Genomic DNA, 13962 nt, shown 5'->3' on the forward strand with positions numbered 1-13962 from the left:
ACTCTTTGCAAGAATTATTGCACACTTGCACTCCAACACATGGGCAAGTCTTCGCGAAGAATACACCTGATTTTGGGCCGCAAGCGGTCGAAATTAAGGGTGCCGTTTTTACCTGGTCCGATGCGCGCAACAAAAAGTGCGTAGCCCCAACGAGTTACGCACTTTCAATTTCTTTGCCAGAGTCGCTTGGACACTCCGATATAATAACTCAAGAGTTTCCAGCACCGATCTATGGCAATTCGATCTTCTTTTCGGCCAAGCCTTTACGCAGGCTCGAGCCCGCGCATCGTTCCGGTACTTGTCGCGAACGAGTCGACTTCCAAGCCGGTTTGCTGCAGCACCGAGAGGTACAAGTTCGGCAGCGGATAGTTCCGCTTCGAGTCGAACGCGAGGTGCTGCCCATGCTTGAAGCCACCACCACCCAGCAACACCGGCATGTTGCGGTTATCGTGACTGGAAGCGTTCCCGAGGTTACTTGTCAGCAGCACCGAAGTGTTATCGAGCAAGCTTCCCTCTTCTTCCTGAACGCCGTCGAGCCCACGCAGGAAGTCGCCCCACGCTTGAACGATGGCCGTTTCGATCATTGCCAACTGGGCCAGCTTCTCTTCGTCGCGGCCATGATGGCTGAGCGAGTGATACCCTTCGTCGACCCCTTCGATCGGCACGACACCGCCGCTGCCGCCGAGGTGGTATGAAATGAATCGGGTCGAATCGGTCGACAAAGCCAGGCGAATCATATCGTTCATCAGTCGCTGACGGCCGATGAAGTCGTTCGGGTTGTTGATGTCGATCGGCTTCTGCATGTCGACTTTCGGCTTCGGCAAGTGAGCCCACTGCTCGGCTTCGACCATCCGCTTTTCCAACTCGCGAACGCTTTGGAAGTAAGCCGCCAACCGATCACGATCGCCAGCCCCCAGTTCGCGTGAGAGCGACTTGGCATCTTCGGCGACCAGGTCCATGATGCTCTTCCCTTGACGAGCACGATGCAGTTGCTTGGCTTGCTCTTGCGGCGAGTCATTAACGAACAACTGTATGAACAGCCGAGCCGGCGAGCTTTCAGCCGGAATCATCGAACCGTTCTCGGTATAAGAAGGGCTGTTATTGCCCGACGAACTGAGCACCAGCGATGGAAACCGCGTATGGTGCCCCAGGTGCTTCGCCATCAGCTGATCGACCGAGATGGTCGTGCGAGCCTGAGCCCCGGATCCCATCGGCGTGGCCGACAGCAAACTGGCTTCAGCACGGTGCCCGCCGGAAACTTCCGGATGCGACGTCCCCGAAACGACGGTGTACTTATCGCGGATGTCCTTCAGCTTTTCGAGGTACATCGACGACTCGTAGTCGCGGCCTTCTTTCTTAGGGTTCAAGTTCTCCGCGTGCAGACCTAGGCCAAGCGTCATCGCGACGAACCGCTTAGGAGTCTTCTGCTCTTCTTCGTTGCCAGCGAATGCCTTCCGCATGGCGCTCAGCCAAGGAATCGCCATCCCCACGCCTGCGGTGCTACGCAGCACGGTTCGACGGCTCAGCTTCTTCCCGAAGTTGAAATGAACTTGGCGCGACATCACTTGTCTCTTTTCGTTGGAGGTGAGGACGTTTACTTGGTGAGGAACAGTTCGCTGGTGACGACATGCTCGACGATCGAGCGGAAACCGTAGTCATCCGTGGCCGACTTCTCGGCGATCGCTTCCACTTTGGCACGATCGACAAACTCGATCGTCGCCCCGGTGCCATAGGTCAGCATGTGCTCGGCAACGTTAGCGGCCAGGCGATGCGGGTGGCTGGTGACGATCTTCTGGAAGCCTTTGATGTTTTTAAACTTCTGGCCGCTGGGCAAGTCGTAACTGGCATCGATCGGCAGTCCATTTCGCGGCTTGCCACGCTCCATTTTCACGTAGTGCGTTCGCCATTGCCCGGTCGGGTCGAAGTTCTCCAGCGCGAATCCAGCCGGATCGACTTTCGTATGACAGCTGGCACACTGTCCCTGACTGCGGTGCTTGGCCAACTGCTCGCGGATCGTTTTCGCTCCCCGAATGTCAGGTTCCACCGCGGGGACATTGGTCGGCGGTGGAGGCACTTCGACACCCAACAGACGTTCGGAAACCCAAACACCCCGAATGACCGGCGAAGTGTTCGAGCCGTTAGCGGTCACCTTCATGATGGCTCCCTGTGTAAGCAAGCCTCCGCGATGATGCTCCGGTTTCAGCTTCACGCGGCGAAGCTCATCTCCGGTGATGCCGTCGATGTCGTAGTAGCGAGCCAGGCGGCTGTTCATGTAGGTGAAATCGGAATCGATCAAGTGTGAAACGCTCAGGTTCTTTTCCAGCATTTCGTGGAGGTACGTTTCCGTCTCGTCGAGCATGGCGATTTCGACAATGGGGTCGTACGTGCGATAAAGCTTTTTATCGGGCTGCGTAAAATCGATTTGATCCAAGTCGAGCCATTCGGCCGCGAGATCGTGCACGAATTGCTCGCCCCGTTCGTCCTTCAACAGGCGATTGACTTGCTGCTTGAGGATTGCTTCGTCTCGAATTTTGCCCGCCGCAGCCAACTGCAACAGCTCTTCGTCAGGCGTACTTCCGGTGAGGAAATAGCTGAGACGTGTCGCCACTTCAAAGTCGTCCAACTGCCCTGGCTCTTCGGCGAAGTAAACGAACCGCGGCGAGCAAAGCAGAGCTCGATAGCCGAGGCGCAGTGCGTCGACGAACTCTGCTTTTTTATCGAGTGCGGCGTTGACCTCTTCCAGGTATGGCTGCAGTTCGTCCGAAGTTACCGGTCGGCGGAATGCTCGTCCGGCAAACCGAGTCAGCAGGCGTTCCGCATCCGCCTTCGGATTTTTGCTAATCACCTTCCAAGGCTTGCGTTTATCTTTCTGCGGTTCGACTTTGAGGTCGCCGAAAAGATATTCGCGGACGAGATCGTCGTTCCCGTTGCGATGAATTTGCTTCATCGTGACACGATCGAATGCGATGCCAGGGAGGTCTTGTGGCTCTCCTTCACCGACACCGACTTGCCCTCCGGCAAACCGCCCCTTTTTGAGCGTCGTGTCGCCGGGGCGAATTTCGAGCATATGCCCCTTGGGAAGCCACGTGGTGAACTTGACCACTTGCGGTTTCTCCATCGCCTCGAATGTGGTCACGTTGGTCAACAATGGAGCGCTCGAAACGCAAGGGCCGCTTCGCACGGTCGACCAAACGCCCCCAGTTTTTGGAAGCTTCAGCCCCGAAACGGTCACCTCAAACTCGTACCATCCATCATGCTTGGCAGTTGTCGCTGGCATTCGACCATAGTAGATCATTCCACTAGACCAAATGACGGCCTGACCGTTACGCATCTCCGGTTCGCGGCAGCGGCGTTTGGGGTTGGTTCGTGCGACGCCTTTGGCATCGAAGTCGCGTTCATCCTTGTCCTCGGGACTGAGCGCTCGCCGGAACGCTTCGTCCAACGAGGCATCGACCGTATCGAGGTGAGCCGCCAACTGAAAGTGCGACATCCCTTGCCCTGAGGCAACGGTGGTGAATCCGTCGGTCTTGTTTTCTTCCGGGAGGTATTCCATCAAAGGAACGTCGATGGCAAACAAGTCTTGCAGCGAACGCTCGATCTGCTTTCGAGTCAGACGACGACCACGCACGCGGCCATACTTCGTATTGATCTTGTTCTGAAAATCGCTCAGACCGTGATGGGTTGCCCCGAGGAACGCGGCACGCTCTTTAGGATCGGCTTCCCCGTAATCTTCAGGGGGCATTTCCCCAGAGTGGACACGATCGTAAACGCGGACCCATCGCTGCATATTGCTGGCATCGCCCAGGTCAAACGAAAGTTGCTCGAGGTCCAACGCCCCTTCCGCCGAGTCGCCGACATGGCAGTCGTAGCAGTTGTTCTCAAGGAACGAGCGCACGGGGTTCGAGGACGACTCGGCCGCGGTAAGCGTCGCGTTTGTCGTCAGCAAGAGAATCAGACCCGTCACACTCGTCAAAATACCGAGGCGCGCGCATGTCGAAACGCGTGGGATGAAATTCATAGGATTCGCAAGCAAGGTGGGAGAGGCTGCGAGCATGAGTCGCAGCGGAATTAAAGGAGGGTGCGGATGCCTGGCAGGTCTCGTTTCTCCATCGGCATCCGGTAGGTATTCTAGCCAATATGTTCAAGAAAAGCGAGAAGCTTTACGCCTGCTAGCACCCGTTTCGAGCCCCTTTCAGCCCACCAGGGTGTTCTACTCAGCAAGATAGACATCGTAGGCCGGCGGAAGCTCGACCGACGGACGTATGTCCATATCTAGCAACGCGATAAGACGAATCGTGCCCACCACGAACCGGGCATCGAAAGTCCCTTTTCCGGCTAGAATGACGTGCCCCCACTTGGAATAGACGTTCCCTTCGAGACTTCCATTTCCCAAAAGGTTCTCTTGGACAAACACAATCGGACGACGATCCATCCGACGCTGGTAGAACGAGAAGCCGTCGAACGGGCTACTCGAATCGTTGATCGGTGTAATGTTGCTTCCCAACAGCCCGATATTCACCACGGCCGATGGAAGCAGCCCCAAAACGTCCGCCAGCAAGCCGCCATCGTCGGGACGAGTTTCGCCATCGGATGCGTCGGGACTGCCACTGACCGGTGAGTAGCCAGTGTTGTCGGTGATATAGAACATCACTCCCTCCGCTTCCACTTCGCCGGCCAACATGGTGAGCGAAATCTGCAAGAGTGGGTCCTTGTTCCGAATGATGTAAACGCCAGGCTCGAACTGAATGCGTCCGGCAAGGATCGTAATCCATTCGTACACGCCAGGTTCTAATGTGATGGGAGGCCCAATCAACGGAATGCCAACAATTGTTCGGCCGCCATGGTAGACGTTCTTCACGTTGCTGCTATCGGCAGAGACTGTCGGCACCGGCACGTCGCGAAACGGATCGGGCACCGGACGTCGTCGTGCCTGCAGCACGCTTTCGGAACCATCGCCTCCGTACTTCGAGTAGTTCTGCAGGCGATCGACACCGCCGGTCGTACGGATATCGGTAGCGACCAATTTCGACAACGGAAGAATCGGCATGCAAGTGATTCCAAACGGAGGAAGTCGGTTCTCACCGACGTTTTCGCCATGCTCGTCGACACCACCCCAATCGGTGTTCACGATCACCGCACCATCCACAGTAACCCGACCTAACCCGAGCACTTCCATGCCGCCAAGAATAGCCGGCAATGAAGGCACGATAGGCAGCACCGGCGACAAGGCGAACGGTGGTGGATCGTCATCCAACACGATGATCGCCGAGTCGTCGGTAACTGCCTTCAGGCCTGCCACCGATCGGGCACTGATGGTGGTCTCTTCATTCCCCAGGCGACTTGAGCCAAAGGAATTTCTAACGGTATCGCGCAAGATCACTTCCACATGATTGGAAGATCCCACGAATGTTCCAGAAACCGGAGGACAATTCACTTCAATCGTAGCGCCGCCTGAGGAGACGTTTGCCTCCGCGTACTCCCGGGCAGTCGCTTCCACTTCGGACGGTGTCGATCCGAAGAAGAGCTCGTCCGCACCAGATAGTGCCGCGGTATCTGCTACTTGCTGGGCGTCTCGAAAACTAGACGTCACGTTGCTACCATCCAGCACCAAAAGCAGGAAAGTAAACAGCGTTGGCAGCAGCACAGCCAAGAGAACGAGAATCTTGCCGTGGCGTGTGTTTCGACGGATCTGACGTTTCATTATTTTGCCCCTTGTGATTCATCGATTACTCGATGCGTTCCACTGCTCGACTGGAAAGTGGAATGGTTTGCATGCCCCAAAACGTTCCCAATAACAGCGGCTGATCACATGTCAGCTGAACGGTCAGTTCAGAATTTGTCGTGGCCATGTCGTCTTCCCAAGACATCTGCACATTCACGAGACTGGTATCCAACAAATAGGCGGCCGGACCGATCTCGGCCATGAAGTCTTCTTGGCTGTCGAGCGTTGCTTCGATTGCCGTCGGCCCCCAGCGGCCCATCTCGGAATCTTCGCCCCGAATGGCCGCCGCGCGAGCCAACCGATGCGCGGCTTCGTCCAATACGTTCTGTCGAATGGCGGTCATTCCGAACTCGAAGATGCCGAAGATCGTGATGAAAAAAATCATCAGCACCAGTGCCGTTTCAACGAGAGTGCCACCTCGTCGATAAACACGTCGCTTTCTCCTGGAATTGTTCATCGGTACTGCCGGATCTTAAGGGTTCGATTGACTTCAAAATCGCCAGGCATTAACTGCAGCGGCGAGTCGATCACCAAACGCATTTGCATTTCAATTTCAACTCGGTCGTCGGTCGTTGTGGCTTCCAAATCCAACGTCAATTGATCGGGATCGAAGGAGGTTAACTGCGAAAGCTCCTCGACCGCTTCGGCGGTGACTTCCGCTTTCCACTGCTCTATTTCGTCTTCGTCGAAGCGCGTAGTGCTTGCGAAACGTATTGCTCGCCATGCGGCCTGGTTGGCCACGGCTCTGATGTGATAGCCCTGGGCAAGTTGCACGCAGAACATCGTCATGACAAACAGCAGTGGAAGACAAATGGCAAGTTCCGTAGCCGCGACAGCACGCGTTGATTGCCGATGGAGGGATCTCATTTCTTAGCCTCCGTCGCTTTCGTTTCGGCAGGCATTTCCTGGAACGACTGCTGAATTTGCAGAGCCGCAGGGCCAGCCAACGCAACGAAGATGGTGGGAAAGATAAACAGCAGAGTCGGCACCAAGATCTTCACCGACGCTTGCTGAGCGAGTTCCTCGGCACGCTGCTCTCTCTGAAACCGCAACATGTCCGACAACTCTCGCAATGCAGACCCCATTTCGGAACCGAACTTCTGCGACTGTTCGACGAACGACGCCAACGCTCGTGCTTCGTCGACTCCGGTGCGGTCGCTCATCCGTTGAAACCCCTGCCCCAGGGTTTGTCCCAGATGAACGTCCCGCAACACGAAGTCGAGTTCGTTCGCTAGAAGCGGATGGGTCTGTCGCATTTCCGCGTGCACTTGGGCCACGGCTTCGGAAAGCCCCATGCCCCCTTCGACGCAAGTAATTGACAAGTCCACAAAGTCAGGAAGTGCCTGACGGAAACGGCGTTGACGGCCACGCGTGATGGAACTGAGGATTACGTCGGGAATCATCATTCCGACGAACCCAAGCAAAGCTCCGACCATCACCGTCCAGTGCGAAGACCAGGGTAACGCCCAGGCACACATCGAGCACAAAATAAGCGGGGCGACCATCATGCTCACTTTCATGATCATGAAGTAACCCAACGCCGCAGGCTCGTAGTATCCCGCACGGATTAATCGATTCATCATCCTTGTTCGACGAGTCTCGTCATCCGGCATCAAACGCCGCATGAGTTCTTTCGTCGCGCCGCTCACCGCAACTCGGCTTAAGAGCTCCGAAGCTTTGGAAACGGTCTTGTCGCGGTTCCCATCGATGAGCCCATCGACACGAGAAAGCGCTTTATCGGGAACCGGTGCCAATAAGCTGGAAGCCACCATCACCAGGCAAAACACACCAGTGAACACCGAAGCGATGATCAACCAGGTTGTCCAATCCAATCCAAACATTTTTCTGCCCCTGAAATGTTCGCTTCGGTTAATACGAGAAGTTGACAATGCGATAGATACAGAACGCCCCGATCATCTGCGAGATGATACAGCCGGCGAGGATGTCGTGTCGTTCCAGCAGCACGCTGATGTATTGCGGTGCGATCAGCGCCATGATCAAAACAACAATCGTGGGCATCGCAATCAGAACGGCCGCTTGCATACGACCTTCGCCGGTCAGCGATTTGATGCGTCGTTTCATCTTGACGCGTTTGCGAACTAACTCGGACAACTGCTGAAGAAGTTCGGCCAGGTTACCCCCAGCTCGCTTATGAACGATTAAAGCGATCGTGAAAATCCGAAGCTCCATCACGTTCACGCGTCGAGCCATGTCTCGCAAAGCAACTTCCGGCGGAACACCTAAGTGTTGCTGTTCGTAGAAGTAGTTGAACTCTTCGGAAAGTGGCTTGGGAAAATCGTTGGCAATCATCTGCACCACCGCAGGCACGGCCTGACCGGCTCGAAGACCACGGCTCATTGCCGAAAAAGCATCCGGCAATTGTGTCGAGATTTGTTCGCTACGAGCGTTTCGCCGCGAGTAAACGACCACCGCAGGCATTAGCATCATCAGCGGTGTTCCGATACTCAAAACCCATCCCGGCCCGAACGCGAACCAAAAAATCCCGCCGGAGAAAATCGCCGTGACAATGCTGATCACGCAAAACTGCCAGACATTCATCCCTGTCGCGGCTTGATCAAGCCAAGTCTGCGTTCGCTCCTGCATTCGCTGGGTGAACTGTTTATTGCCGGAGTTGATCGGCCGAACCATGTCCTTGATGATCGGCGAATTCTCTTGATGCGATTCGACATGCTCGCGCATCGCACCGTCGATTCGCTCGGCCACTTTTCCCCGCACACGAAAGAACGCGTCGTAGACCAGCCACGCAACGGCGACGACTCCGATCGTCACGCCGAGAAACGTATTGATCAAAATGAATGATTCCGACATCGGACCTGCCCCTATATTGTCCTGATTAACAGCGTGAGTTCATTTTGGAAACTAAGTCGGATGGAATGTCGAGCCGCTCGAATGTCGGTTCTCCTCCATCCTCATGAAATCGGCAAACAAACATCGGTTTCAATGTGACCGTGTCTCCTTGCTTAACGACCTGACCGATCTGCGTGACTTTTCGTTGACCGTTGGCCAGACGCTTTACGTGCACGACAAGATCGATCGAAGCCGCGATTTGTTGCCGGATGTACCACATCGGCAAATTGTCTTGAGCGAGCCCCAGCAACATTTCCAGTCGACTGATCGCATCGTCGGCACTGTTGGCGTGAACCGTTGTGAGGCTACCATCGTGGCCAGTGTTCATCGCTTGCAGCATGTCGAATACTTCTTCGCCACGGCACTCGCCGACAATGATCCGATCAGGCCGCATTCGTAGTGCATTGCGAACCAGGTCTCGCGTCGAGACGAGTCCTTTTCCTTCCAGGTTTTCGCTACGAGTTTCCATTCTCGCGACATGGGGCTGCCGTAAACGAAGTTCCGCCGCGTCTTCGATGGTGACGATGCGTTCCCTAGGCGAGATAAATCCAGACAACATATTGAGCAGCGTCGTTTTCCCGCTCCCTGTCCCTCCGGCAATCACCATGTTCAGCCGCGTTCGAATGGCCGCTTGCAGAAACGCCATCATTTCTTCTGACATGCCGCCGCCAGATACGAACTGCTCTGGAGTGATCGCGTGCGTCGTGAATCGCCGCACCGAAACCAACGCACCATCCAACGCGATCGGCGAAATAACCGCATGAAATCGACTGCCGTCCGGTAGTCGGGCATCGACTGTCGGTGACGATTCGTCGATACGGCGGCCTACGCGGCTTGCGATACGCTGGATGATACGCACTAGCTGTTCGTTGTCGGAGAATCGGACCGGAGTTTCTTCCAACTGCCCGCTTCGTTCGACATACACATGCTGTGGGCCATTGATCAGAATGTCCGAAATCGATGTATCTCTTAGCAATGCTTCCAATGGCCCGAAGCCGACCATTTCGTCGATCAACTCTTGGGCAAGACGATCTTTCTCGCGGTGCCGAACCAACTCGGGATGCGACAGGAAAAGCTTTTCAATCGCAGCTCGCAGTTCTCGGCGAACGACCGACTCGTCCAGCTTGAGCATCGCTCGGACGTCGACCATCTCGATGAGCCATCGATGGAACTTCTCTTTGATTTGCTTGTCATCGTTTCGAGACGACTTGATGTCCGAAGTCGCTTTGGCTTGCTCAGTACGCGTTTGCTGGAACATGGATTTCCATCTCCCGTGTTGGCGTCGCAGACAAGATGGCATCTGTGAGCTTGGCAATGGAATGGCTGAACTTCGATCGAGGGAATTCCAGTACGGCTGGTTCCCCCATATTCACCCCATTGAGAACACTAGCAGGTTCATGAGGGATCACCGCGCTGAGTCGACGCTTCATCACCGACTCGACTTTCGTCTCGGGAATGCTCGTTCCCTTGATATAGTTGTTGGCCACGACGCACAGATTGGTGATGTCCAACTTCTCGAGATGTTCGATCAATCGCTTCGTTCTTAGGAGGCCTGGGAAATCGAGCCTGGTCACCACCACGACGATGTCGGAACATTCCAGTGCGGCGTGCTGTTCCGCATGAAATGCATCTTCGACGTCGACGACAACGAACTCGTGTAGTTGCGCGAGATTCGCGAGCAACGCCTTTACCGCGTCGGCCGGCAAAACACCATGTTCGCCCAGATAGTTAGGTCCCGCGACAAGCTTCAGCCCCGACGCGTGATGCTCGAGCAGCGTTGAAACGGTAACGGTATGAATTTCGTCCGCATACCGAGGACAGTCCGCAATGGTCTGCCGCGGCGAGAGACCGAGATGTTCGGCCGCGTCCCCTCCAGTTAAGTTCAAATCAACCAAGACGGTACTGTGGCGTTTGTTCGCTGCGAGATATGCCGAAATGTTGGTCGCCACGGCGGTCTGCCCCGTCCCTCCCACCGCCGAGACGACACTCATGACTTGACCATTCCGTTTCGTCAGTCCTTCTGAATCAAATAATCGTTTGAGTGAGTCCTCTAAGTCATGCAGAAAGTCTCCCGACATTTCAATGAAGTCTGCAGCACCACTGCGCATAATTTGAATGACTTCTGATGCTGAACGCGCAACACCGAATACAAGAATGGGCTTGCTCATTAAGATCTGCAAGCCGCAGATAACCGAGCGTGTTTCGTGCAGATCCTCTCCGGAAACCAACAGCACGAGATCGCACTGAGCCGTATTCTGCTCGAAATATGCGCGAATTGCGGGTAGGTCGTTGTCGATGCGATCGACGACCGTAACTCCTCGCTGCTGAACGACCGGCGCAAGCGTTTCCGCGACCGCAGCCGGCCCGAGAATGACCGCTTTCATAGCGTGCCCTGCCCCTCGGATCGTTTTGTTGTGCCCCACTCATGGTGATTTGTGCCCCACCACGAGCAACTACTGAAGCTTGCGGTATGCCGCAGGAGTGGTCAAACTATGTGTCAAGGGTTCTCAATCAGATTTAGGTAAACCCGTACATTCGTTGCGCCTTTACCGATTACCAGGGCACGATACCCCCTCACCTTAAGTAGATGCGAATTATGGAGTTTTAAAGCCACTTAGAGCCCCTGGAGAACGCTTAGTGTCACGTAACTTCCGTTACAAGCCACTTCGAGCCGCATAGAGGAACAGAAACTACCTACAAACGTCCCTCCACAATTCTCCTAAATGCGATTTCCTATCATTACATTAACTGCGCAACTCCTCATCAATACAGCAATACAACCTGAGCAACTTCTATGAAACATCCAAGCCATAAATTCGTTATTACCACACTCTTTGCTCTCTGCTTGATGGCGGGGACGCTTCGTGCTGATTGGCCTGGAAAAGAGTCGACCTGGAATGGTTTCCAGAAGTTTGATTTCACCGTCGATCAGCGGCCAGCTTATGTTGTCGTTCCCAAACAAGCGGCCGATGGCAATCCATGGGTCTGGCGAGCTCGTTTTCCCGGCTTCCATGCGGAGGCAGATCAATTGCTCCTGGACCGTGGGTTTCACGTTGCCTACATCAATACCAACGACATGCTCGGCAGCCCTAGAGCCATGCAGCATTGGGACAACTTCTACAAGTTCCTGACCGAGAAAGGGCTTTCAAAGAAGGTTTGCCTGGAAGGAGTCAGTCGCGGTGGGCTCTTCGTTTATGGCTGGGCGTCGCGACACCCTGAACTTGTCGCTTGCATTTACTGCGATACGCCAGTTTGCGACATCAAGAGCTGGCCTGGCGGTAAGGGCCAAGGGGTCGGCAGCAGCGGTACCTGGAAGAGATTACTCGAGGAATATGACTTCACCGAAGAACAAGCGATGGCTTATTCTAAGAATCCCATCGAGATCCTCCAGCCGATCGCGGATGCCAAGATCCCGGTTCTTCATATTGTTTCTCTCAACGATGTCGTAGTTCCGCCAACGGAAAACACATTCATTCTGGCCGAACGGTATCGGCAACTGGGTGGCACGATCGACATCATCGAGGTCAAAGAAGGAACCGAAAAGTCGCAGGGTCATCATTTCACCCATCCGGACCCAAAAAGAGTGGCAGATTTCATCGAATCTCACGGTAAGAAGAAGTAACCCAGATTCGATTTCGGCAAAAAGTTGACTCGGCATGTCGAAGCGAAGACAATAACGAGTCCTCTAATATCTCACCGCGCTCGCTAATCTGCCATTCTTTCACGAGGACCATCCATGCCTCCTAGTCTTTCCCTGCGCGTCTCGACTTGGGCGTTGACTCTGGCATTGGTAATGCCGCTGCTCACCATGGCTGCGGAGAAGCCTAACATCGTCCTGATCATGGCCGATGACATGGGTTTTTCCGACATCGGTTGCTACGGAGGTGAAATCGATACACCTAACCTCGATGCCTTGGCCGAGGGCGGCCTCCGATTTACGCAGTTCTATAACACGGCTCGCTGTTGCCCGACACGCGCTGCACTTTTGACTGGGCTCTACCAGCACCAAGCCGGGATCGGCCATATGGTTGGCGATTACGGTGTCCCTTCCTATCAAGGCTACCTCAACGATCAATGCGTTACCTTGGCCGAGGCCCTTCGTCCGGCCGGCTACACGACGCTGATGACCGGCAAATGGCATGTTGGATCCAAGCAGGAACACTGGCCCACGCGACGTGGTTTTGATCGCTATTGGGGAACACCCACGGGAGGTGGCTTCTACTTCAAAGAGTCTCTCAAAGTTCGCAACACCGTTTTTTTCGTCAACAACGAGGAGCGAGTTGAGATCGACGACGACTTCTACGTGACGGATGCCTTTACGGATCACGCGATTGAATTTGTCGACGAAGCGGTCAACAAAACCAAGAAACCGTTCTTCTTGTATCTCGCCCACATCGCTCCGCATTGGCCACTTCAAGCGAAGCCGGAAGACATCGAGAAGTACAACGGCAAGTACGACATCGGATGGGATGCGGTACGCAAGGCGCGCTTTGATCGCCAGACACAAATGGGATTTTTTCCAGACGGAACCCAGCTAAGCGAGCGTGACGGACAAGCCAAGCCCTGGGCCAAGACTTCCGCCGAAACGCAGAAAGACTTGGCCTACCGCATGGAAGTGTACGCTGCCCAAGTCGACTGCATCGACCAGAACGTCGGTCGGCTGGTAAGCAAATTGAAAGAACTTGGCCAGTTCGAGAATACCCTGTTCATCTTTCTATCAGACAACGGATGCTCGGCCGAAGGAGGACCAGGCGGTTTTAGTCGTGGTGAGAAGAACGCTCCCATCGGCACCGGCAGTTCCTACGCAAGCGTCGGCTTGGAATGGGCCAACGCTAGTGACACCCCGTTTCGCAAATTCAAAATGGATACGCGAGAAGGAGGCATCTCTTCACCACTTATCTTGCATTGGCCTGAAGGGATTCAATCGCCCAATCGCTTGGTCGACATGCCTGGTCATGTGATCGATATCATGCCGACGCTGCTGGAAGTTGCCGGGGCGACGTATCCTCAGAATCGCGACGGAAAGCAAGTGATCCCTTACGAAGGCACCAGCCTCGCCGCTCAGTTTGACGCGTCGCAAGCCACGAAGCCACGGGATTTGTTCTGGGAACATGAGGGCAATCAGGCCATTCGTCGCGGTGACTGGAAGGCACTTCGCATCAAGAACGGGCCCTGGTCGCTGTACAACCTGAAAGAAGATCGAACGGAAACGACCAATCTCAATCAAGTGGATCCGGACAAAACGCAAGAGTTAGCCAATGCATGGCAAGCCTGGTCAGAACGGTGCGGCGTCTGGGACTGGAAAGAGCTGCAGCAACAACGTCGCAAGAAATAGAACCTTTCATTCGTATCTCATCTGAGGAAAGCTCCCC

The 13962-nt window shown here is 54.8% G+C and carries 11 protein-coding genes; 2 read left to right on the forward strand and 9 right to left on the reverse strand.

What is annotated here, in order from left to right; translation table 11 throughout:
* Positions 1-263: 263 nt before the first annotated feature.
* From LA756_RS14345 to LA756_RS14385, 9 genes are all read right to left on the reverse strand, one after another.
* Positions 264-1562 carry a DUF1552 domain-containing protein gene (locus LA756_RS14345; protein ID WP_224435402.1) on the reverse strand — a complete coding sequence of 433 codons (1299 nt, stop codon included), beginning with the start codon at positions 1560-1562 and terminating at the stop codon, positions 264-266.
* A gap of 32 nt (positions 1563-1594) precedes the next feature.
* Positions 1595-4018, reverse strand: a complete 2424-nt coding sequence (locus LA756_RS14350) for a DUF1592 domain-containing protein (RefSeq protein WP_224435403.1) — start codon at positions 4016-4018, stop codon at positions 1595-1597.
* Between the two features lie 192 nt (positions 4019-4210).
* Positions 4211-5701 (reverse strand): pilus assembly protein TadG-related protein, encoded by a 1491-nt coding sequence (locus LA756_RS14355; RefSeq protein ID WP_224435404.1) that lies wholly within the window; start codon positions 5699-5701, stop codon positions 4211-4213.
* A 25-nt stretch (positions 5702-5726) separates the two neighbouring features.
* Positions 5727-6107: a hypothetical protein gene (locus tag LA756_RS14360; protein ID WP_261362036.1), complete on the reverse strand. Its 381-nt coding sequence runs from the start codon at positions 6105-6107 to the stop codon at positions 5727-5729.
* Between the two features lie 68 nt (positions 6108-6175).
* Positions 6176-6589, reverse strand: coding sequence for a TadE/TadG family type IV pilus assembly protein (locus LA756_RS14365; protein ID WP_224435406.1), 414 nt, complete (start codon positions 6587-6589; stop codon positions 6176-6178).
* Complete coding sequence (locus tag LA756_RS14370; protein ID WP_224435407.1) at positions 6586-7563, reverse strand: type II secretion system F family protein; 978 nt, start codon at positions 7561-7563, stop codon at positions 6586-6588. The genes LA756_RS14365 and LA756_RS14370 overlap by 4 nt, the downstream gene beginning before the upstream one ends.
* A gap of 28 nt (positions 7564-7591) precedes the next feature.
* The gene (locus LA756_RS14375) at positions 7592-8551 is read right to left on the reverse strand and encodes a type II secretion system F family protein (RefSeq protein ID WP_224435408.1); all 960 of its coding nucleotides are present in this window, start codon (positions 8549-8551) and stop codon (positions 7592-7594) included.
* 25 nt (positions 8552-8576) lie between these two features.
* The gene (locus LA756_RS14380; RefSeq protein ID WP_224435409.1) at positions 8577-9848 is read right to left on the reverse strand and encodes a CpaF family protein; all 1272 of its coding nucleotides are present in this window, start codon (positions 9846-9848) and stop codon (positions 8577-8579) included.
* Entirely contained in the window at positions 9826-10974 is a 1149-nt protein-coding gene (locus tag LA756_RS14385) for a hypothetical protein (protein ID WP_224435410.1), read from the reverse strand. Before LA756_RS14385 ends, LA756_RS14380 begins: the two co-directional genes overlap by 23 nt.
* Before the next feature lie 410 nt (positions 10975-11384).
* Between LA756_RS14385 and LA756_RS14390 the strand changes: the two genes are divergently transcribed.
* Both LA756_RS14390 and LA756_RS14395 read left to right on the forward strand, forming a co-directional pair.
* The gene (locus LA756_RS14390; protein ID WP_224435411.1) at positions 11385-12212 is read left to right on the forward strand and encodes a S9 family peptidase; all 828 of its coding nucleotides are present in this window, start codon (positions 11385-11387) and stop codon (positions 12210-12212) included.
* Between the two features lie 114 nt (positions 12213-12326).
* Positions 12327-13925: an arylsulfatase gene (locus LA756_RS14395; RefSeq protein ID WP_224435412.1), complete on the forward strand. Its 1599-nt coding sequence runs from the start codon at positions 12327-12329 to the stop codon at positions 13923-13925.
* Positions 13926-13962 lie beyond the last annotated feature (37 nt).

It is taken from the genome of Bremerella sp. TYQ1 (genome assembly GCF_020150455.1).
In the GTDB taxonomy this organism is placed as follows: Bacteria; Planctomycetota; Planctomycetia; order Pirellulales; family Pirellulaceae; genus Bremerella; species Bremerella volcania_A.

What these genes read in the sequence shown, in the direction of transcription:
- LA756_RS14350 (WP_224435403.1), bottom strand. Translation starts at nt 4,018, where the DNA reads ATGAATTTCATCCCACGCGTTTCGACATGCGCGCGCCTCGGTATTTTG.
- LA756_RS14375 (WP_224435408.1), bottom strand. Translation starts at nt 8,551, where the DNA reads ATGTCGGAATCATTCATTTTGATCAATACGTTTCTCGGCGTGACGATC.
- LA756_RS14385 (WP_224435410.1), bottom strand. Translation starts at nt 10,974, where the DNA reads ATGAAAGCGGTCATTCTCGGGCCGGCTGCGGTCGCGGAAACGCTTGCG.
- LA756_RS14380 (WP_224435409.1), bottom strand. Translation starts at nt 9,848, where the DNA reads ATGTTCCAGCAAACGCGTACTGAGCAAGCCAAAGCGACTTCGGACATC.
- LA756_RS14360 (WP_261362036.1), bottom strand. Translation starts at nt 6,107, where the DNA reads ATGATTTTTTTCATCACGATCTTCGGCATCTTCGAGTTCGGAATGACC.
- LA756_RS14365 (WP_224435406.1), bottom strand. Translation starts at nt 6,589, where the DNA reads ATGAGATCCCTCCATCGGCAATCAACGCGTGCTGTCGCGGCTACGGAA.
- LA756_RS14370 (WP_224435407.1), bottom strand. Translation starts at nt 7,563, where the DNA reads ATGTTTGGATTGGATTGGACAACCTGGTTGATCATCGCTTCGGTGTTC.
- LA756_RS14355 (WP_224435404.1), bottom strand. Translation starts at nt 5,701, where the DNA reads ATGAAACGTCAGATCCGTCGAAACACACGCCACGGCAAGATTCTCGTT.
- LA756_RS14390 (WP_224435411.1), top strand. Translation starts at nt 11,385, where the DNA reads ATGAAACATCCAAGCCATAAATTCGTTATTACCACACTCTTTGCTCTC.
- LA756_RS14395 (WP_224435412.1), top strand. Translation starts at nt 12,327, where the DNA reads ATGCCTCCTAGTCTTTCCCTGCGCGTCTCGACTTGGGCGTTGACTCTG.
- LA756_RS14345 (WP_224435402.1), bottom strand. Translation starts at nt 1,562, where the DNA reads ATGTCGCGCCAAGTTCATTTCAACTTCGGGAAGAAGCTGAGCCGTCGA.